This is a genomic window from Candidatus Nanosynbacter featherlites (genome assembly GCF_037013405.1).
In the GTDB taxonomy this organism is placed as follows: domain Bacteria; phylum Patescibacteriota; class Saccharimonadia; order Saccharimonadales; family Saccharimonadaceae; genus Nanosynbacter; species Nanosynbacter featherlites_B.
On sequence record NZ_CP146064.1, the window covers coordinates 174,435 to 192,959 of the forward strand.

Consider the following 18,525-nt stretch of genomic DNA (forward strand, 5'->3'; position numbering starts at 1 on the left):
TTTGTCAATATTTGCCATAAGCATGTTGACAAAATAGCAAATCTATGCTAATCTGAGGACAGATTAAACCAATTGATACAAAAAGGAAAACTATGAACAAAAACATGAATGTAGCTCCGGCGTTCCCAGACCTTAATAATACAGTTCCTGATGGCTGGGCTAACCTATCAAGTGGGCTGGCTGTTCCAGAGAGTGCAGCTGCTGCATTCCCGAGCATTAATAAAGAGCCTAATGACTGGAATGAACTGGGAAATGGACTACTTGTTCCGGAAAGCGCAACAAAAGGTGGCGCTGAAAATGGCATGATGACGCGCGATGAGCGCATCACTGACGGCCAAGAGAGATTTAACGCCTTGAAGACCCGGGCTCAAGAAGGCTTGAGCAAGATGATGCAAGGTCTTAAAGACCGTTTTTATATCGGCATTAGTCGGGGTGCTGAGTTACCTGGTCAAATTGCCACTGGTGCTGAGATGGTACGAGAGACTGTAGCTCAAAAAGGTACTGAAGCGCAAGAGTTTGTTGTTCAAAAGGGTAGTGAAGCAAGAGAAGCTATTGTTCAAAAAGGCGCTGAAACAAAAGAGGCAATTGGTAATGCCTGGGGCGCTGCACGAGGAAAGGCTGCAGAACTGTTTGAAAAGGGTAGTGATGTAATACTGCAAAATGTAAAAGTAGCACGTGAACGCAAGGCTGCTAGAATAAAAAATCGTCAGGAGCGGCGAGCAGCTCGTCAGCAGGCGCGCGAACAACGAGTAGCTGAGCTCGACAATCGCCAGGCGGCTCGTGTCAGTCGTCAGGAGGCTCGCCAGCAACAACGGGAAGCTCAAACTAAAGAGAATATAGCGGACAAGCTGGATACCGGGGACGACAAGGTATTCATCCGGCAAGAGCAACAAGCAGACACTGGAGCAACCTTAGAGTCTATGATGACCAAGAGGGAGCTGAATGACGCTAATGCTAAAGTGGAACAAATGAGCAAAGAAGCCGAGCGGGCAGAACAAGCGGCAGAAGCTGCTCGGTTAGAAGCAGATGCTAATCCTGGAGATGAGCGGTTACAGCTTGATGCCGAAGAAAAAGAGGGGCTGAAAATTGCAGCGAATGCTCGATTGAAGCGCGCAACAGGCGAAGTTACTCGGCTGCAGGCAGCGATGAGTCAGCTGGAGAAGAGCTCTGAAAGTGCGCAAAGCAATATTGAGGCTGCTCGAGAGCGTATTGAGGAGCGACGTGGTCGAGCTGAAGCGCGTAGAGCTGCTCGTATGGCTGCTCGTAAAGAAGCATTGGGCGACACCTGGGAATCAGCGAAAGATAGGGTTGCACGACTAGTAAATACCGACCCGAATAAGGTTAAACAGTTCGGCGTAAAGGTAGCAAAGGCAGCTGGTAGGTTGACTAAGGCTACCGCAAGTCGGTTGGTTCCAGTGAGCTAAAGACAATAGATATAATTGATTAGAAAAGATAAAAAGGGTATTATGATAGTTATGAATAATGACGAAAATACACAAATAATCATCCCAACAACTATGATAACGAAAGCACAGTTGAGCTCGGTAGGAATTAATCTACCTGACGACCAGGCACAGGCACTGATTCAGCACGTGGAAGAGACGGTGAATGAGCGGATTAGTGAGGAAATTGTTGACTCATTGGACGATGCGCAATTGGCTGAGCTTGTGGCGTTGCAGGATGGTGATGTACCGGCTGAGCAACTTGAGGCTTGGATTCGTGAACGAGTGCCAGAATATGATGAGATCGTTGAAGACAACGTGACAATCGTACTAGGTGAGTTGGTCGAAAATTCTGACGCAATTCAGGCGCAATAATACATGCTAGTGATAAAATCGCCTTCCTCATGAGGGCGATTTTATTGTGTGGAGATGATCAAGCAGCCGTCTTTCTGATGACGGGCATCAGTGGTAGTGACGACAAATTGGTGGTGTTGGATAGTCTCTTGGAGTAGTTTTTCGCGAGTTGCGTCCAGTTCAGAAAACACATCATCCATCAAAATGAGTGGGCGATGTTTGGTTCGTTCAGTTTGTAGCTCCAGCTCTAGGAGTTTAAAAGCTAGCATGATGGTGCGCATTTCGCCGCGAGAAGCAACTTTGACGGCTGGTCGTGAATGCAAGGATATCAAAAAATCTTCTCGCTGTGGTCCGGCGGAGGAGTGTCCTGTCGCTAGTTCATACTCACGGGAATGCTGTAATTTATCTAGGAGAGATTGCTCGTAGTTATCGAGCCCGACTGACGGTAGATACTCAATAGTGAACGGTGTCTGCTTTCCTGCCAGAGAAGCGTAGAGTAATTCAAGGCGTTTTTCGTAGGTATATAAAAAATGTGCACGGGCAGTTGTCAGGGCGTTTGCCGCCTGAACAAATTTTATATCCCATGCAAATAAGTGGTCTCGCCACTCGGCGGCGTTCTCGGGATGATGCTTGAGCAGTTCATTACGCTGTAGGAGTGTTCGGTTAAAAATACGTAGCTGGGCGTCATAGGTTGCGTCCAAGCGTGACAACAATCCATCTAGAAAATCACGACGTCGCTGCGGAGAAGACGAGATGAGTCGCAGGTCATTCGGCTCAAATAGCACCACAGGTAGGCGGTGTTTTCGGGGAAGTGTTTTGGAGACACTGTCGGCAATAGTGAAGTCTTTTGTGATTGCGTTATCAGCTGAACGTAACAACTGGACGCGGCGCGGTTGGCCGTTGGTCTCCAGGTGAATGATGCTGTGTACTGTTTGGTGGCGCATGCAATCAAGCAGCGATCCACGAAAGCTTGTGCCGCGCAGCGCTATGTATATCGCTTCTAATAGGTTGGTTTTGCCGGTGCCATTTGGCCCAACGATAACCGTTCCGGTATCTCCCAGTTGCGTCTCGAACAACTCATACGAGCGGAAATTATACAATTTTAACCTCGAAATCATTATTCATATTGTATCATGGGCCGGGTAGCGCCATACGGGTAAAATTGCTATAATAGATAGGAAATAATTGGAGGCAGATATGTTTGACACTAAACCGTATGAAGATAAAATGGCACAAGCCTTAGAGCATTTTCAGGATGAGCTGAAAAAAGTACGCACTGGTCGTGCGCACGCTGGGATGCTTGAGGGAGTGATGGTCGAGGTGTATGGCACTAAAATGCCGCTCAATCAAGTAGCTAATGTAACTGCTCCAGAAGCCCAGATGCTGCTAGTAACGCCATTTGATCCAAGCAATATTACGGCTATCGCCGCAGCTATTCGTGACAATCAAAGCCTAGGCTTTAATCCATCAGACGACGGTCGGGTGGTTCGCGTGCCAGTTCCGGCTCTCACTGAAGAGCGCCGCAAACAGTTAGTGAAGCAGGTGAGCGAGAAATCAGAAGAGGCACGAATCGCCATGCGAACTATTCGTCAGGATGCATTGAAGGACGCTAAGCGCATGAAAGATACTAAGGAACTGGGCGAAGACGACTTTAAGCGAGTTGAAAAAGAAATTGATTCATTGATGGGCGATACTCAAAAGCGAATCGAAGAGCTCTTTAAGGCTAAAGAACAGGACGTGCTGACTATTTAGTCTGATCGGCTACTCAGGTGGGCGATTCGAGATAGGTGTCTGAATGACTCTTGAAGATTTGAAACAATATGCACCGTATATAGACCAGCATATCGAGAAAGTGCTATGTGATTTTGCTGATGAAGTTCAGCCTGAGGCTGATGATGAACAGGCAGTTTGGGCACTGTCAACAATACGTGAATATGCTTTGAGGTCAGGAAAGCGGCTGAGGGGTGCTTTGGCTGCTTGTCTGTACGACGTGAGGACAGGTCAAAAATATGCCGAGGCTGGTTTATCTTTAGCAGCAGTGATTGAGCTAATGCATGATTATCTGCTTATACTGGACGATGTTATGGATCGGTCTGCGACGCGCCGCGGGCTGCCAACAGTTCATGAACAGTACCAAAAGCAGTTCTCGCATATTGGAGCTGATAGCTTTGAATCAGATATGATGGCTATCAATGTCGGGTTATTGGTACAACACATTGCCAGTTGGTATCTGTCTCGCATGGATGTGAATACAAAAACTGTTCAGCAAATAATGCACCGTAACATCGGTATCACCGGGTTTGGACAGATGGCTGACGTGGCGGGTACAATTACTCGTCCAACGACGTCTGAGCAGATTATCAAAAAGTATTATAAAAAGAGTAGCATCTACACTTTTGTGAATCCGTTGCTCTGTGCGCTGGCTTTGGCAGGTGACACCGATGAAACTGCTCAACGACAAGTTGAGGCGTTTGGGCTGCCAGCGGGACTGGCGTTTCAGCTTCGTGATGATTGGCTGGGTATCTTTGGCAGCCCGGAAGAGTCAGGAAAAAGCAACCTTGATGATATTCATGAAGGAAAGAATACATTTTTAGTACAAGAAACTTTGGAGCGATGTACTGAGGATCAGAAGAAAACATTGTTGGAAATCATTGGTAATGAGCAGGCGACAGCAGATGACCTAAGTGCCGTGAAGGAAGTTATGACGCAGACAGGTGCGGTAGAGACGGCTCAAGCTTTGATGGAGCAAGCGGGGCGTGAGGCATGCGAAGCTGCCCGAGTCTCAAGCTTGTGGACTAGTGATTTCGCTGGGTTGTTACAACAAGTGGTACAATATAGTATGGAGCGAATAAAATAGTGAGTGAGAGTAGCGTACCCCAGCATATTGGATATATCATGGACGGCAATCGTCGGTGGGCTGAGCGTCATGGCTTGCCAGCCTATGAAGGACATCTGGCGGGCTATACTGCCATGAAAGAAGTCCTGACGGCTAATATTGATGCTGGTGTGAAATATGTTTCGGTATATGCGTTTAGTTCTGAGAACTGGCGTCGTTCGCAAACGGAAGTCGACAAGCTGATGAAACTATTGGTCAAATGCGTTAAAACCGATGCGAAATATCTCCATGACCGTCAAGTTCGTGTCGTGGTGCTTGGTTCACGCGACCAGCTGCCAGAGAAGGTCATCCAGGCAATAGAAGAGATTGAGTCTGCTACCTCGAACTATACTAAAGGTACGTTGGCGTTGTGCTTTAACTATGGTGGTCAGCAGGAAATCGTCAATGCTGTCAAGCAGATCATCGCTTCAGGAGTTACAGAGGACCAGGTGACAGCTGATTTGATTGAACAAAATTTATACTCACCAGAGATACCGCCGTGTGATTTGATCGTTCGGACTAGTGGTGAGCAACGCCTGAGCAACTTTATGCTGTGGCGATCGGCCTTGAGCGAGTTTTTGTTTCTAAAAAAGCATTGGCCGGACATGCGAGCGGAAGACGTTGAAAATATATTAGATGAATACGCTAAGAGAAATCGAAGGTTTGGGGGGTAACATATGGTCGTGTTGGGTGTTGTAATTGGGCTGTTGGTTTTAGTCTTTTTGGTGGCCATCCATGAGCTTGGTCATGCTATTGTGGCGAAACGCAATGGCGTGAAAGTGGAGGAATATGGCATTGGTTTTCCGCCACGAGCAAAAAAATGGCAGCCAAAGCAAAGCTTTTTGGGCAAGAATGTTGTGTTTAGCTTGAATTGGTTGCCACTGGGTGGCTTTGTGAAGCTTAAAGGTGAGTATGACTCAGCTCGTGGCAAAGGTGCGTATGGAGCTGCGGGGTATTGGGTTAAAACGAAAATATTGCTAGCAGGTGTATTGATCAATTGGCTGGCGGCTGTAGTGTTATTTGCGGTGTTGGCTGTGTTCGGGTTGCCTAAAATATTACCAAACCAAGTGATGTTGCCGTTTGATAATACATCTGTTAAAACACCAGTTAAGATTGTTCGTCTCACCGATGGCTCGCCAGCGGCACAAGTTGGCCTGCGAGTTAATGATGAAATTATAGCTATGAACGAAAAAACAATTAGTACTTCAGCCCAACTTTCTGAAGCGACGCAGCAGTCTTCTGGGCAGACCGTAAATATTGAAGTGAAACGAAACAGTCAGACACTACATTTTCGAACAACGCTACTCAGTCGTGATCAGGCAAAAAATGGTGGCTATCTGGGGGTTGTGCCACATCAGTCAGAGACTATCCATGCGACATGGTCGGCGCCACTAGTGGGCGTTGCAACAACGGTGCAGCTAACTCATGAAACGCTGAAGGGCGTTGGCTCTATGATAGTACAGGGAATTGGCGGCTTCTTTGGACAATTTATTGGTTCACCAGAACAGAAGCAGGCAGCTAAGGCTGATTTGGCAAAGGTGGGTAATAACGTGGCAGGTCCAGTTGGTATCTTGGGTGTACTATTTCCATCAGTTGTTAATTCTGGATTGACGCAGGTGCTACTGTTGGCGGCAATCATCTCTTTGACGCTGGCAGTGATGAATATTTTGCCAATCCCAGCACTTGATGGCGGGCGTTGGTTTACCATGACGATTTTTAGATTGTTGAAGAAGCCGTTGACCAAAGATCGCGAAGAAACGATTCAAGCGACTGGCTTTTTGATTTTAATGGCATTAACAATAGTGGTAACGTGGAATGATATCGCAAAATTATTCTCATAAGCATAAGAGCAAAAAATTAGTACAGCTCAAAAAGAACTGGCTGTGGTGCTTGATTTTGCCTGTTTGGGCGTACGCATCGTTCATGGTGTCAGGTCTACTGGTTTCGTTGGTAGTGTGGTTGTTGGTGCAGGCGGGTGTGCCGCTCAAGAGTGTACCGTCGGTTTTGTTGACAACTGGTGTTTCGGTGGTCGTGTGGATAATCACGGTAGTTATGGTCACTATGGTGCCGTATTGGCTATTTAGGCGTAAGTCGAGCATCAAAGACCTTGGTGTCACTGGTAAACCAGCATGGCTGGACCTGGTTATACCCGTACCGACTTTTGCTGCGTATTTTATTTGTTCCATCATGATGGCGGCATTGGCAGTAACGTTTTTGAATGTTGATTTTAAGCAAACACAACAGTTGCCTTTTGATACGACAACATTGTATTCACAGGCTCAGTACGCCATGATCTTTTTCACACTGGTGGTATTGGCGCCCTTGGCAGAGGAGCTGCTATTTCGCGGGTACCTATACACGAAATTGCGCAAGACAACCTCAGTAAAAGTCTCGGTCATCATCACCAGTCTCACGTTCGGTTTGGCGCATTTGGCAATTGGCAGTGAAAACTTGCAGTGGAATGTCGTACTAGACACCTTTGTGCTCAGCATATTTTCGTGTTTGTTACGGGAATACACTGGGGCGGTTTGGGCAAGTGTAGTGCTGCACGCCATCAAAAACAGTTTGGCGTTTTATCTGTTGTTTATCAATCCAATTACTATTCACAGTACTGTTGGAATATTATTTACGTAAAGGAGTTTGACGTATGAGAATGAGCCAATTATTTACCAAAACCAGCAAAACTGCGCCAAGTGACGAGATGGCGAAGAATGCTCAGTTGTTGATCCAGGCTGGTTATGTTCACAAAACGATGGCTGGTGTATACTCGTACACCCCCTTAGGACTGCGCGTGCTGGAGAACATTAAGCGCATTGTGCGAGAAGAAATGAACGCGATCGACAGCCAAGAGCTCATCATGAGCAGCCTGCAGCGCAAGGAACTGTGGACAGAGACAGGGCGGTGGGACGATGAATTGGTTGATGTTTGGTTTAAGTCTCATCTGCAAGATGGTACTGAGGTGGGCTTTGGCTGGACGCACGAAGAGCCTATCATCGAGTTGTTGCGGAATTATCTCAAGAGCTACAAGGACTTACCGATCAGTGTTTACCAGTTCCAAAACAAGCTGCGTAACGAGCTGCGTGCTAAAAGTGGTATCATGCGCGGACGCGAATTTGTCATGAAAGACATGTATTCGGTGCACGCTACCCGAGAGGATTTGGACGTGTATTATGAGGCGGTCATTGCAGCGTATAAACGCTGTTACGATCGGCTGGGAATTGGGCAGGATACGTATGTTACCTTTGCGAGCGGTGGAGCATTTACTAAATTCAGTCACGAATTCCAGACGATTTGTGAGGCTGGCGAGGACTATGTTTACTTGCACCGTGGCAAGAACATTGCGGTAAATGAGGAAGTGATTGATGAGGCAGTTGCTGAGTTGGGCGTTGACCGTAACGAACTGGAGAAGGTTAAAACAGCCGAAGTTGGTAATATTTTCAATTTTGGCACGCAAAAATCAGAGGAGATGAAACTAGTCTTTACTGGCGAAGATGGCCAGCAGCACTATGCATACATGGGAAGCTATGGCATCGGCATCACGCGTGTCATGGGCGTGATTGTTGAAAAGTTCGCTGACGAGAAAGGCTTGGTGTGGACTGAGAATATCGCGCCGTTCAAGCTGCAGTTGGTAGCAATCGGCGAGCGCGGCAGTGAGCTGGCAAATCAGCTATATAGCACCTTGATGAAGGCTGGTGTAGAGGTGCTGTATGACGACAGGGCTGAGCGTCCAGGCGTGAAATTTGCTGACGCTGAACTGATGGGTATGCCGTGGCGCGTGACCATCAGTGACCGGGGAATTGACAGCGGTGAGTTTGAGCTAACCAGCCGTCAGAGTGGTGAGACTGTCACCAAGAACTATGACGAATTGGTAGCATTTTTCGTTGATTAGTTGACAGTGTCTGGTAGTATTGATACAATCATAGTACTTACACGATGATTATATCGATACGCTAGATATAGCGTGTTTTTGATTTTGCACCACTATATATAGTAGAAGGAGAGTATATGAATAAGAAATATCAGATCACTGATTCAGGTCGGAAAGAACTGGAAAAAGAGTTGGCAGAGCTTAAGAGCCGCCGAGGAGAGATTGCGGAAAAAATTGCAGAAGCACGAAGCTTTGGTGACCTGAGCGAAAATGCTGAATATGATGCCGCTCGTGAAGAACAGGGGCTACTAGAAACGCGTGTTATTGAGATTGAAGATATCTTGCAACATGCCTCAATCATTAAGAGCGCTGACGCAACCGTTGTTGGTCTGGGCAGCGCGGTTGAGCTGAAAAATAGCGACAGAACGGTTACCTACACCGTAGTCGGTCCTGTTGAAGCAGACCCAATGGAGGGCAAGATATCTGACGAGTCGCCAATTGGTCAGGCGCTGATGGGCAAGAAAGTTGGTGATGAAGTGACGATTTCTACGCCTAAAGGTGAGATTGTCTATACGATATCCTCTCTGTTATAATGTAGATAATTATGGCTACATTACAAGATTATCGAAATGAACGATTACGAAAATTAGAAACGCTGCGAGAACTAGGCGTTGATCCATACCCGGCAAAATCAGAGCGGACACATATGTGTGCTGAGGTTTTGGCGCGGTATGATGAACTGGTAGGCCAGGAAGTGGTGGTTGCAGGTCGCATCGCTTCAATCCGCAGTTTTGGTAAGCTGGCGTTCATCAAACTGCGCGATCAGTCTGGTGAGGTGCAGTTGTATTTGCAGCGCGATGATGTAGCGGAATTGGATGCTAGTCGCGGTGTGCTGGGCATGAAGCAGCTGAAGCTTTTAGATACGGGTGATTTTGTCGAGGCGCGCGGCGTGATGACGACAACACAGACTGGCGAAAAGTCGGTTGGCGTGCATGAGCTACGGTTATTAACCAAGTCGCTCAGGCCAATGCCGGAGAAGCTGGAAAACAAAGAAGAGCGTTTTCGTCGCCGCTATGTTGACATGAACGTCAACCCTGAGGTGCGCGAGCGATTTGTTCGCCGCAGTAAGTTCTGGCAGGCGACGCGTGATTATCTAAACAGCCATGGGTTTACTGAGGTAAACGTGCCGGTATTGGAGCATACGACCGGCGGCGCTGATGCTAACCCATTTGTGACGCATATGGACGCACTGGATAATCAGCAGTTTTACTTGCGTATTTCTCACGAACTGCCGCTGAAGCGGTTGATCGGTGCTGGGTTCGAGAAGGTGTATGATCTCGGGCCGCGTTTTCGCAATGAGAATTATTCAGACGAGCATTTGCCAGAGCACATCGCCATGGAGTGGTACGCCGCGTATTGGGATTGGAAGCAGGGCATGCGCTTTATGGAGGCGATGTATAAAGATGTGCTTCAAAAGACGTTTGGCACGCTGCAGTTTCAGCTGGGTCAATTCACGGTGGATATGAGTGGCGAGTGGGAAGTTTGGGATTACGCTGAGGTGGTCAACAAGCACTATGGGATTGACGTATATAATACGACGATTGAGGAAGTCGCTGCTAAGCTGAAAGAACATGGCCTAGAGGTAGAAAAGACCGATTCCATCCCGCGCGGCATCGATAAACTGTGGAAGAATATCCGTAAAGGCGTGGCTGGGCCGGTGTGGCTAGTGAATACACCGAAGTTCATCAGTCCGCTATCCAAAACCAATCCTGACAATCCACAGACAGTGGAGCGTTTCCAGCCGGTGATCGCTGGGTCGGAATTGGGCAATGGCTTTTCTGAGTTGAATGACCCGATTGACCAGCTGAACCGCTTTGTTGAGCAGCAGCAGATGCGTGACGCGGGCGATGACGAGGCGATGATGCTGGACATCGACTTTGTGGAGATGCTGGAATACGGTATGCCGCCAGCTTGTGGTTGGGGTTACTCTGAGCGGGTATTTTGGATTTTTGAAGGTGTGACAGCTCGCGAGGGCGTGCCATTTCCACAACTGCGTCATGAGATTGACGAGACAACGCGGGCAATTTATCCGCAAGTGAAGCTGTAATTGTCGCCTGGACTGGGTTTGTTATAATTAGAGTATGAAGCGACTTATATTGGGGATACTAATCGCTGGATCTCTGTTGATTGGATCTGGTCAGTCGGCGTTTGCGGCGCAGACGGACAATTTTACCATCACTAAATTTGATGCGGAGTATTTATTGGGCCGCGACAGCGAGAATCGTTCGACGTTGGTGGCAACATGGCGGATTACTGCTCATTTTCTGCCGAATCAAAATCACGGTATTGCGCCGATATTTGTGAAGAAGTATGATAATCATCCGACGAACTTTTCGTTGCAGTCGGTAACTGATGAACAGGGCGCCTCGCTGGAGCATACGTGGAATGGTGATGAGCTAAGGATTGGCAAGAAAGATATTTACGTTCAAGGTGAAAAAACCTACGTCATCAAGTTTACCCAGCGTGATGTAACCAAGCACTATGACAATACAGGCCGCGATGAGTTCTACTGGGACGTCATCGGCAATGAGTGGCGTGTGCCGATGCAAAATGTACGCGTGTCTGTGAAATTCGACGGGTCGCTTCAGGCGGCGCGGCGTGGCGAAGCTTTCTGTTATGCTGGTAAGCAAGGGTCAAGGCAGCGGTGCAACGTCAGTGATGATAAAGGTGAAATCGTTACAACGGTAAGTCAGCTGGATCGCCGGGAAGGCATAACGATGGCGGTTGGCTTTACTAGCGGCACGTTTGCTGGATATCAAGAGACGCTGAGTGAAAAGTTGCTAAAAATTTGGGCAACGGTGCAGACGATAGCAAGTAGTTTGGCGGTTATATTGATGTTGTTATTGGGCTGGCGTTATAAGCGTTTATTTGGCAGACATAATGAGCTCAAGCTAATTCCACCAGAGTATTTGCCGCCAAAACAGGCGAGTGTATTGATCTCGGCGTATATTTTGAAGCATTACGAAGCCTTGGCTGTTAAAGGTTCAGCCAAGGTGGCACAGTTGTTGGATTTGGCAGTGCGGCACTATATCAAGCTGTACGAAGTGAGAAAGGCGTCGTTTTTGCGGTCGGCACAGTACGAAATTGAAATTGTGAAAGATTTGAAAGAGCTGAGGTCGGAAGAGTCTGAAGTTATTCGGGACATGTTTGGCTCGTCAATGCCAAAGCCAGGCCAGCGGCTAAATCTGAAAAAGCTACAGAACAATTTGTCATATGCGGCGCGGACACGAGATGATGATACAAATTTGAAGAATTTGGTCCGTGGTAAATACGGTTTGTGTGAGCAAAAACTGGCGAATAAGCGGATCGTGCAGAAGTGGGCTTTGTGGGTTTTTGTTATCAGTGTATTGTTGCTGTCGCCGATGTTGTTGATTGTGGCGGGAATAATGTTTACTCTGTCATTTGGCTGGTCGCTGACTGACGAGGGCTTGGCGCTCAGGCGATATTTGGCGGGGCTGAAGTTGTATATTGGCGTAGCTGAAGCTGAGCGCTTACAGATGCTTCAGAGTCCTGAGGGTGCAGAAAAAGTGAAGGTTGATGCGACCGATGAGAAACAATTGGTGAAATTGTATGAGCGGGTATTGCCGTATGCGGTGCTGTTTGGACAGGAAAAAGAGTGGAGTAAACAGCTGGGTCAGTACTATGAGCAGGTTGGTGAGCAGCCGGATTGGTACAGTGGTCAGGGTACGTTCAATGCGGCGGCGTTTGCAGCTGGGATGAATAGTCTGTCAAGCGTGGCCAGTAGCGCCAGTGATTATTCATCGACCTCTGGCGGTTCCACTGGTGGTGGTTTCGCTGGCGGCGGCGGAGGCGGCGGCGGAGGCGGCGGCTGGTAAGTTATGCATGACATTTTATTGTTGGTAGTGGCGGCCGTTCTGTTGGTGTTGTCAGGGTTATTTTCAGGTTTGAACATCGGGTTGATGATGGCGCGGCCAGATGATTTGAAACGTAAAGCTCGGCAGGGCGACGCAATCGCTGCACGGGTGTATCGCTATCGCAAAGACGGTTATTATCTGATCTTTTGTATTTTGCTGGGTAATGTTGGGGTGAATACGGCGATGTCAATTTTGCTGGGTAATATGACGAACGGCGTGGTTGGTGGGCTGATTGCCACGCTGCTCATTACTATGTTTGGTGAAATTTTGCCGCAGGCGATTTTTACGCAGCGTGGTTATCAGATTACGCGTTATTTCTTCTGGTTGCTGGATGTGATTTATGTGCTATTTTGGCCGCTGGCCCGGCCGATGTCCAAGCTGCTCAATCGCTGGGTAGGCAAGGAAGCACCGCAGTTGTACTCGCACCAAGAGCTGGAGCAGATTATTCACGAGCATGCTGAGCGGTCGGATAGCCCGGTTGATTATGACGAAAGTCGAATCGCGGCGGGAGCGTTGCAATTTAGTAAAAAGACTGCTGGTGATTTGGTAACGCCGATGAATGAGGTGTTTACGGTGAATTTTGACGACGAGCTGGACGCGACGCTACTGGCGCAGATCAAGCACGCTGGGCATTCACGGATCCCGGTGCGTGATGATGAGCGGCTGGTAGGAATTTTATATGTCAAAGATGTGGTGGGGCGCGAGCTGCCACTGCCGGTGAGTCAATTGTATCGAGACAAGATTCATGACATCGACGCGCGGTCGCGGCTGGACACGGTGCTCAGCCGATTTATCCAAACCCGCAATCACTTGTTTGTGGTGATGGATGATGAAACTGAGTTAGGAATCATCACGCTGGAGGACGTGATCGAAGAGATTTTGGACCAGGAAATTGAGGACGAATACGACGAATTACGATGAGCTGTTGGGGCTAGCGGAATCTTCGCTCGCCGTGACGGCGGTCGTGAGCACAGTACCCAGTACTACTCTGACGGATACCGTCTCTCACGAGACACCAGGCAGGGCGGTGACACGAACACTCACTGGACTAACCAGGGGTGTTAAATAAAACACACCCTCCCCACCGAACCTTAGGTTTACGAGTCAATATCTTTAATTATAGATGTTATTCTTTGATATATTTTTTCTATATCGTTAACGGATGTCTGGCTGTTGGTTGCAAGCTGGTCAAATAGTGTCGCTAAAAAATCCCAATCAATTACGGAGTGTTTTTCGGTGAGGCGAGCCATGGCGAAGCAAATTACATCTAACGATTCTGCGACATCTGCTTTGTTTGGTGCGAATTTGTAGATATCAATAATCTCACGAGCAATGATTGCCTGGTGTATTTGATGGTTTTGAGTACTGTTCATGATGTTAGTGTAGCATACAGCATCTATTAAATGATAATAATATATATTTCTAAACAATTTATTTACTCAAAAGTACTTGACATTTTATAGTACCTTGTATAACATAGTACTATGTACAAAGAAACTACAAGGAGCAAGGTATGAGAAGAATCGATATCATCAAGCGGGCGGGACGGAATCTTCGCCAGTCAAAAGGTCGGACGATTTTGACGTCATTGGCGATTTCTGTCGGGGCGTTTACGATTGGTCTGGCGCTGATGGCTGGCGAGGGTGGTCGCCTGTACACAAATAGTATAGTTGACGCGGCTGGCGATAAAAAAGTGATCATGGTTGCTAAAAAAATTGAAGCTGAAAAGAAAGATCAATTGCCAGAATACGGCAATTCAGAACAAGATGCTGGAAAAAATAAGGAATCAGCCATACGAAGCAAATATGTGCTCAATGACAAGGACTTAGAAAAAATCCGCCAAACGCCGCATGTAAAAACGGTAACACCGGCGTATTCAACTGATGGTGTCGCCTATGCTAAGAGCTCAGCGAATGGTAAGAAATTTGCGCTGACTGTGGCTGTTAAAATGGACAGGACTCGGGCAGAATTGGCGGCGGGGTCACTGGAAGATTTCATGCCAAAGCCGGGTGAGATTATCATCCCGGATGATTATGTGAAGCAGTTGGGCTTTAAGGATGCGCAGTCGGCAATTGGTCAGACGATAACCTTGGGTGTGCGCAGTGCAGCGCAGGGTGGAGACGTTGCCAAAGAGGTGTCGTTCAAGATCGCGGCGGTGGACAAAAAGTCAGACACTGTTTTGTTCTATGAGCCAATGTTGAGAATTTCAACAGCTGATGCTAAGGCTATCTATGAATTTAGCCACGACAAGAGCCAACCGCATCAGTATTCAACGGCGATTGCTATGGTGGATGACGAGAGCAATGTTGATACTGCTAAAGACGTGATCGGCAAAGATTATAATGCATACTCAATTCAGGATATTCGGAAGGCGCTACTAACGATGGTTAATGTAGCGCAGGTGGCGCTGGCGGCATTTGGCGGATTGGCGCTGCTCGCTAGTGTGTTTGGAATTGTGAACACTATGTATATTTCGGTACTGGAGCGAACTAGTCAAATTGGCTTGATGAAAGCGCTCGGGATGCGTGGTCGTGATATTGGTAAGTTGTTCCGCTATGAGGCGGCATGGGTCGGTTTGTTAGGTGGATTGATTGGTGTTGGGCTGGCAAGTTTGGTGACGTTGTTAAACCCTATGATTACTAATGCTTTGGGATTGGGAGCAGGGACAAACCTACTGGTTATCAATCCGCTGCAAATCGGGCTACTGGTATTTGGACTAGTGGTGATGGCGGTAATTTCTGGCTGGCTGCCGAGCCGCAAAGCAACAAAGCTAGACCCAATTGAGGCATTAAGGACTGAATAGGAGAAGTATCATGATTGAACTAAAAAATGTGACGAAGGTTTATGGCAAAAAGAAAAACCAATTTATGGCGCTGAAAAATGTCAGCTTGACCATTCCGACAGGGGCTAGTGTGGCTATCTTAGGTAAATCTGGCTCAGGAAAATCGACGCTGATGCATGCTATATCAGGGTTGGATAAGCCGCAGAAAGGCCAAGTGATTATCGATGGACAAGATATTTTGCAGCTGAAGCCAAAGCGAGTCGATGAGTTTCGCGCCAAGAAAATCGGCTTTATTTTTCAGAGTTTCTTTGTCCAGGGCAATGAGAGTGTGATTGATAATGTCAGTTTGCCGCTGGAAATTGCGCGGGTGCCGCGGAAGAAACGAGTACAGAAAATCAATGCGGCGCTCAAGGCAGTGGACCTGTATGACAAGCGCAAGAACCGTGCTAAGGATTTGTCGGGCGGACAGAAACAGCGCTTGGCCATCGCTCGGGCGATTGTCGGTGATCCGCAAATTATCTTTGCTGACGAACCGACTGGTAATTTGGACAGTGAAACAGGTGCGAAAGTGGAGGAATTGCTGTTTGATTATAATAGGCAAAGGGGTGTAACATTGATCATAGTGACGCATGACGCTGATTTGGCGAAAAAATGTGATCATCAAATTATCATCAAAGACGGTCGGGTTGAGCAATCAACGGTGCCAGGAGGTATAAAGCATGGACGTTAGTGCTTACGCGGAGAGCCTGGCGATTCAGCTGCGTAAAGGCTTTCTGGTGTACTGCGTACTGTTAGTGTGTGCTAAACAACCGCAGTACACTGGTGATATCGTCAAGCAACTGAGCGATTCGGACTTGATGGTAGTGGAAGGCACGATTTATCCACTACTGAGTCGTTTACAAAAATATGGCTACCTTAAGCACGAATGGCAGGAAAGCGAACAAGGACCGCCGCGCAAATATTATTCACTTACTGACACTGGCGCGCAGCTAGTGGATGAATTGAAAGATCGTATAAAAATGTTGAACACTTCGCTAAAAAATCTTGAGAAAGGAGCAAAGCGATGAAAGAAATAACCAGAATCCATTTGGCAAAAACGCCGTTTAGCGTGGAGGTTGATGCCAAAAAATCGTTGGAACAATACCTTGATTCAATTCAGAAAAATATGCACGCGGAGCCAGAGGCTATGCGCGAAATTGAGGCGCGAATGGTGGAGCTTTTGGCGGAACGTGGCGTGTCGAAGGACGGTGTCATTAGCCACGATGATGTTTTGGCGGTGCAAAAACAAATGGGTGAACCACAGGATTTTGCTGATGGTGAAGCGCCAGAGATGAGTGACGATGCAGCTGAGGCCAGTGCAAGCAAGCCGACCAAGCGATTGATGCGCGATCCAGATAACGCAATTTTGGGTGGCGTGTGTGCTGGGATCGCTGCCTACTGGGGGATTAATCCTTTGTGGGTACGCTTGTTGTTCATTTTTTCACCATTTATCACTTTTGGTACCTCGCTACTGATTTACATTGTATTGTGGATCAGTATGCCAGAAGCACAAACGGCAGCTGAAAAATTACAGATGCGGGGAGAAGAGGTGACGCTGGATAGTCTGAAAAATTTTTCTTTCACCGATAATAAAAAGACCCAGGTGAAAAACACGTTCATCAAAGTCTCGCAGGTATTTGTTTCACTTATGTTAATCATGATCACCTTTGGATTATTAGTCGCTGTACCAGTGGGGTTATTTGCTGGTGTAAGTGTCATTAGCTGGATGGATGGTTTTTCCGCACAGCCGTGGGCTTTAGGTCTATTAATTTCTGCACTTGTTGGCGGTGCTGCTGCGGTGACGCTGTTTGGCGTGTTGACGGCTAGCGCAATCAAGTGGAAGTTTACGCGAACGGCATTGATTGCGGTGGTGATTAGTACTGTTATTGGGGCATTTTGTATCTCAAGCTCGGCGATCTTTGGCACGCAAACCTTGCGAGAGCTGGCGCGGGATGAAGAGCGTTTGACAAAAACAATGACCGTGGAGCTACCAAAGAATCTTGAAGGCGTTAAATATGCTGATGTAACCAGTAATGGCCTGGTTGACAGGCAAGCCATATCATCTCAAGAAACCAAAGTTGAAGTAAAATATTTCTCACGTAAAGATGGTAAGGCACCAAAAGTACAAGCTGTTGTAGAAGGTGACACGCTTAAAATCAATATTGAACATGATTCGCAGTTATCTTGTTTGAATGAATCATTCTTCTGGGGTGTCCACTGCGGTGGTATCACAAGGGTTACTGTGTATGGATCGTTGCAATTGAAACCGGGGGACCAAGGCTCTGGTGACATTATTCCATACCCAGGTTCATCACGAACCAATGGCGCATTTTTGTAGAGAATCAACGGTTTGCTATAATAAACTCTATGAATATAAGTTGGTGGCAGGCAATTGTGCTAGGAATTATTGAGGGAATTACCGAATTCTTACCTATTTCTAGCACAGGCCATCTGACCATTGCTGAGAAATTGATGGGTATGCCTCTTGATGACGAGGGTCTGATTGCTTTTACGGCGATTATTCAGATTGGGGCTATAGCGGCGGCGATTATTTATTTTTGGCAGGATATTCAGCGAGTGTTGATCGCGTGGTGGCGTGGTTTGTGGTGGAAACGGGCACGACGGAAATTTGACTACAAGTATGGGTGGGCGATCATCATTGGTTCAGTGCCAATCGCGGTAGTGGGGCTGGTGTTCAAAGATGAAATTGAGACGGTACTGCGTAGTTTATGGTTCGTAGCTGGTGCGTTGATCGTCTGGAGTGGCGTGATGTGGCTGGCTGATAACTATGCCACTGCCAAACGCGTTGAAAAGGATACGACATGGAAAGACACGCTCGTTATTGGTTTAGGTCAATGTCTGTCGTTAATTCCCGGCGTGAGTCGATCTGGTGCCACGATATCAGTGGGGTTGTTGCGCGGGTTTGACCGAGTGACGGTGACGAAATTGAGTTTTTTCCTGGGGATTCCAGCGTTGGTGGCAGCGGGACTGTTGGAAGTCGTGACTAAATACAAGCATATTTCCGGCGGCGTTGGCTGGACGTCAACCATCATCGCGACGGTGGTTTCATTTGGCGTGGGTTACGTGGCAGTCGCATGGCTACTTAAATTCGTCCAAAACAATAACTTTCGCTCATTCATCGTCTACCGATTTGTGTTAGGATTGCTGTTGATGGTGCTACTGGGCGCGGGCATAATCTCTCACGTTTAAGCCAAAATTGGTATATAATG

Annotated in this window: 19 protein-coding genes; 17 read left to right on the top strand and 2 right to left on the bottom strand. The window is 47.4% G+C overall.

The genetic code is table 11. From position 1 onward, the window contains the following. Positions 1–92 precede the first annotated feature (92 nt). Together V4210_RS00920 and V4210_RS00925 are read left to right on the top strand one after the other, a co-directional pair. Positions 93–1,424, top strand: coding sequence for a hypothetical protein (locus V4210_RS00920; RefSeq protein ID WP_338520976.1), 1,332 nt, complete (start codon positions 93–95; stop codon positions 1,422–1,424). Between the two features lie 51 nt (positions 1,425–1,475). Further along, on the top strand, positions 1,476–1,817 hold the full coding sequence (locus tag V4210_RS00925) for a DUF5663 domain-containing protein (protein WP_338520977.1): 342 nt from the start codon (positions 1,476–1,478) through the stop codon (positions 1,815–1,817). Positions 1,818–1,858: 41 nt separating this feature from the next. Here V4210_RS00925 and recF read toward each other — a convergent pair whose 3' ends face one another. Then, complete coding sequence (gene recF / locus V4210_RS00930; protein WP_338520978.1) at positions 1,859–2,914, bottom strand: DNA replication/repair protein RecF; 1,056 nt, start codon at positions 2,912–2,914, stop codon at positions 1,859–1,861. Between the two features lie 79 nt (positions 2,915–2,993). On the opposite strand from recF, the gene frr reads away from it, so the two are divergent. The 10 genes from frr (at position 2,994) to V4210_RS00980 (ending at position 13,395) form a co-directional block, all read left to right on the top strand. Further along, positions 2,994–3,548 (top strand): ribosome recycling factor, encoded by a 555-nt coding sequence (gene frr, locus V4210_RS00935; protein WP_338520979.1) that lies wholly within the window; start codon positions 2,994–2,996, stop codon positions 3,546–3,548. Between the two features lie 43 nt (positions 3,549–3,591). Continuing rightward, entirely contained in the window at positions 3,592–4,653 is a 1,062-nt protein-coding gene (locus V4210_RS00940) for a polyprenyl synthetase family protein (RefSeq protein WP_338520980.1), read from the top strand. A gap of 38 nt (positions 4,654–4,691) precedes the next feature. Next, the gene (gene uppS, locus V4210_RS00945; protein ID WP_411912122.1) at positions 4,692–5,345 is read left to right on the top strand and encodes a polyprenyl diphosphate synthase; all 654 of its coding nucleotides are present in this window, start codon (positions 4,692–4,694) and stop codon (positions 5,343–5,345) included. Positions 5,346–5,348: 3 nt separating this feature from the next. Next, a complete protein-coding gene (locus tag V4210_RS00950; protein ID WP_338520982.1) occupies positions 5,349–6,512 on the top strand; it encodes a M50 family metallopeptidase in 1,164 nt (387 codons plus the stop codon). After that, the gene (locus tag V4210_RS00955; protein ID WP_338520983.1) at positions 6,487–7,305 is read left to right on the top strand and encodes a CPBP family intramembrane glutamic endopeptidase; all 819 of its coding nucleotides are present in this window, start codon (positions 6,487–6,489) and stop codon (positions 7,303–7,305) included. Before V4210_RS00950 ends, V4210_RS00955 begins: the two co-directional genes overlap by 26 nt. Positions 7,306–7,324: 19 nt before the next feature. After that, the gene (locus V4210_RS00960) at positions 7,325–8,560 is read left to right on the top strand and encodes an aminoacyl--tRNA ligase-related protein (RefSeq protein ID WP_338520984.1); all 1,236 of its coding nucleotides are present in this window, start codon (positions 7,325–7,327) and stop codon (positions 8,558–8,560) included. A 116-nt stretch (positions 8,561–8,676) separates the two neighbouring features. Beyond that, positions 8,677–9,132 (top strand): transcription elongation factor GreA, encoded by a 456-nt coding sequence (greA, locus tag V4210_RS00965; protein ID WP_338520985.1) that lies wholly within the window; start codon positions 8,677–8,679, stop codon positions 9,130–9,132. A gap of 11 nt (positions 9,133–9,143) precedes the next feature. Further along, entirely contained in the window at positions 9,144–10,646 is a 1,503-nt protein-coding gene (locus V4210_RS00970; protein WP_338520986.1) for a lysine--tRNA ligase, read from the top strand. 34 nt (positions 10,647–10,680) lie between these two features. After that, positions 10,681–12,435: a DUF2207 domain-containing protein gene (locus V4210_RS00975; protein WP_338520987.1), complete on the top strand. Its 1,755-nt coding sequence runs from the start codon at positions 10,681–10,683 to the stop codon at positions 12,433–12,435. Positions 12,436–12,438: 3 nt separating this feature from the next. Continuing rightward, positions 12,439–13,395 (top strand): CNNM domain-containing protein, encoded by a 957-nt coding sequence (locus V4210_RS00980; RefSeq protein ID WP_338520988.1) that lies wholly within the window; start codon positions 12,439–12,441, stop codon positions 13,393–13,395. A 176-nt stretch (positions 13,396–13,571) separates the two neighbouring features. On the opposite strand, the gene V4210_RS00985 is transcribed toward V4210_RS00980, so the two are convergent. Then, the gene (locus V4210_RS00985; RefSeq protein ID WP_338520989.1) at positions 13,572–13,847 is read right to left on the bottom strand and encodes a hypothetical protein; all 276 of its coding nucleotides are present in this window, start codon (positions 13,845–13,847) and stop codon (positions 13,572–13,574) included. 140 nt (positions 13,848–13,987) lie between these two features. Here V4210_RS00985 and V4210_RS00990 point away from each other — a divergent pair, with 140 nt between their 5' ends. Genes V4210_RS00990 through V4210_RS01010 form a run of 5 tightly spaced genes read left to right on the top strand, consistent with a single transcriptional unit; the run spans position 13,988 to position 18,505 of the window. Further along, complete coding sequence (locus V4210_RS00990) at positions 13,988–15,277, top strand: ABC transporter permease (RefSeq protein WP_338520990.1); 1,290 nt, start codon at positions 13,988–13,990, stop codon at positions 15,275–15,277. 10 nt (positions 15,278–15,287) lie between these two features. Further along, positions 15,288–15,986 (top strand): ABC transporter ATP-binding protein, encoded by a 699-nt coding sequence (locus V4210_RS00995; RefSeq protein WP_338520991.1) that lies wholly within the window; start codon positions 15,288–15,290, stop codon positions 15,984–15,986. Further along, positions 15,976–16,323: a PadR family transcriptional regulator gene (locus V4210_RS01000; protein ID WP_338520992.1), complete on the top strand. Its 348-nt coding sequence runs from the start codon at positions 15,976–15,978 to the stop codon at positions 16,321–16,323. Before V4210_RS00995 ends, V4210_RS01000 begins: the two co-directional genes overlap by 11 nt. Further along, a complete protein-coding gene (locus tag V4210_RS01005; RefSeq protein WP_338520993.1) occupies positions 16,320–17,633 on the top strand; it encodes a PspC domain-containing protein in 1,314 nt (437 codons plus the stop codon). The genes V4210_RS01000 and V4210_RS01005 overlap by 4 nt, the downstream gene beginning before the upstream one ends. Positions 17,634–17,668: 35 nt before the next feature. Further along, on the top strand, positions 17,669–18,505 hold the full coding sequence (locus tag V4210_RS01010; protein ID WP_411912124.1) for an undecaprenyl-diphosphate phosphatase: 837 nt from the start codon (positions 17,669–17,671) through the stop codon (positions 18,503–18,505). Positions 18,506–18,525: the final 20 nt, after the last annotated feature.

What these genes read in the sequence shown, in the direction of transcription:
- V4210_RS00980 (WP_338520988.1), top strand. Translation starts at nt 12,439, where the DNA reads ATGCATGACATTTTATTGTTGGTAGTGGCGGCCGTTCTGTTGGTGTTG.
- V4210_RS00925 (WP_338520977.1), top strand. Translation starts at nt 1,476, where the DNA reads ATGAATAATGACGAAAATACACAAATAATCATCCCAACAACTATGATA.
- greA (WP_338520985.1), top strand. Translation starts at nt 8,677, where the DNA reads ATGAATAAGAAATATCAGATCACTGATTCAGGTCGGAAAGAACTGGAA.
- recF (WP_338520978.1), bottom strand. Translation starts at nt 2,914, where the DNA reads ATGATTTCGAGGTTAAAATTGTATAATTTCCGCTCGTATGAGTTGTTC.
- V4210_RS00960 (WP_338520984.1), top strand. Translation starts at nt 7,325, where the DNA reads ATGAGCCAATTATTTACCAAAACCAGCAAAACTGCGCCAAGTGACGAG.
- uppS (WP_411912122.1), top strand. Translation starts at nt 4,692, where the DNA reads ATGGACGGCAATCGTCGGTGGGCTGAGCGTCATGGCTTGCCAGCCTAT.
- V4210_RS00970 (WP_338520986.1), top strand. Translation starts at nt 9,144, where the DNA reads ATGGCTACATTACAAGATTATCGAAATGAACGATTACGAAAATTAGAA.
- V4210_RS00985 (WP_338520989.1), bottom strand. Translation starts at nt 13,847, where the DNA reads ATGAACAGTACTCAAAACCATCAAATACACCAGGCAATCATTGCTCGT.
- V4210_RS01005 (WP_338520993.1), top strand. Translation starts at nt 16,320, where the DNA reads ATGAAAGAAATAACCAGAATCCATTTGGCAAAAACGCCGTTTAGCGTG.
- frr (WP_338520979.1), top strand. Translation starts at nt 2,994, where the DNA reads ATGTTTGACACTAAACCGTATGAAGATAAAATGGCACAAGCCTTAGAG.
- V4210_RS00975 (WP_338520987.1), top strand. Translation starts at nt 10,681, where the DNA reads ATGAAGCGACTTATATTGGGGATACTAATCGCTGGATCTCTGTTGATT.
- V4210_RS00990 (WP_338520990.1), top strand. Translation starts at nt 13,988, where the DNA reads ATGAGAAGAATCGATATCATCAAGCGGGCGGGACGGAATCTTCGCCAG.
- V4210_RS00955 (WP_338520983.1), top strand. Translation starts at nt 6,487, where the DNA reads ATGATATCGCAAAATTATTCTCATAAGCATAAGAGCAAAAAATTAGTA.
- V4210_RS00995 (WP_338520991.1), top strand. Translation starts at nt 15,288, where the DNA reads ATGATTGAACTAAAAAATGTGACGAAGGTTTATGGCAAAAAGAAAAAC.
- V4210_RS00920 (WP_338520976.1), top strand. Translation starts at nt 93, where the DNA reads ATGAACAAAAACATGAATGTAGCTCCGGCGTTCCCAGACCTTAATAAT.
- V4210_RS00940 (WP_338520980.1), top strand. Translation starts at nt 3,592, where the DNA reads ATGACTCTTGAAGATTTGAAACAATATGCACCGTATATAGACCAGCAT.
- V4210_RS01000 (WP_338520992.1), top strand. Translation starts at nt 15,976, where the DNA reads ATGGACGTTAGTGCTTACGCGGAGAGCCTGGCGATTCAGCTGCGTAAA.
- V4210_RS00950 (WP_338520982.1), top strand. Translation starts at nt 5,349, where the DNA reads ATGGTCGTGTTGGGTGTTGTAATTGGGCTGTTGGTTTTAGTCTTTTTG.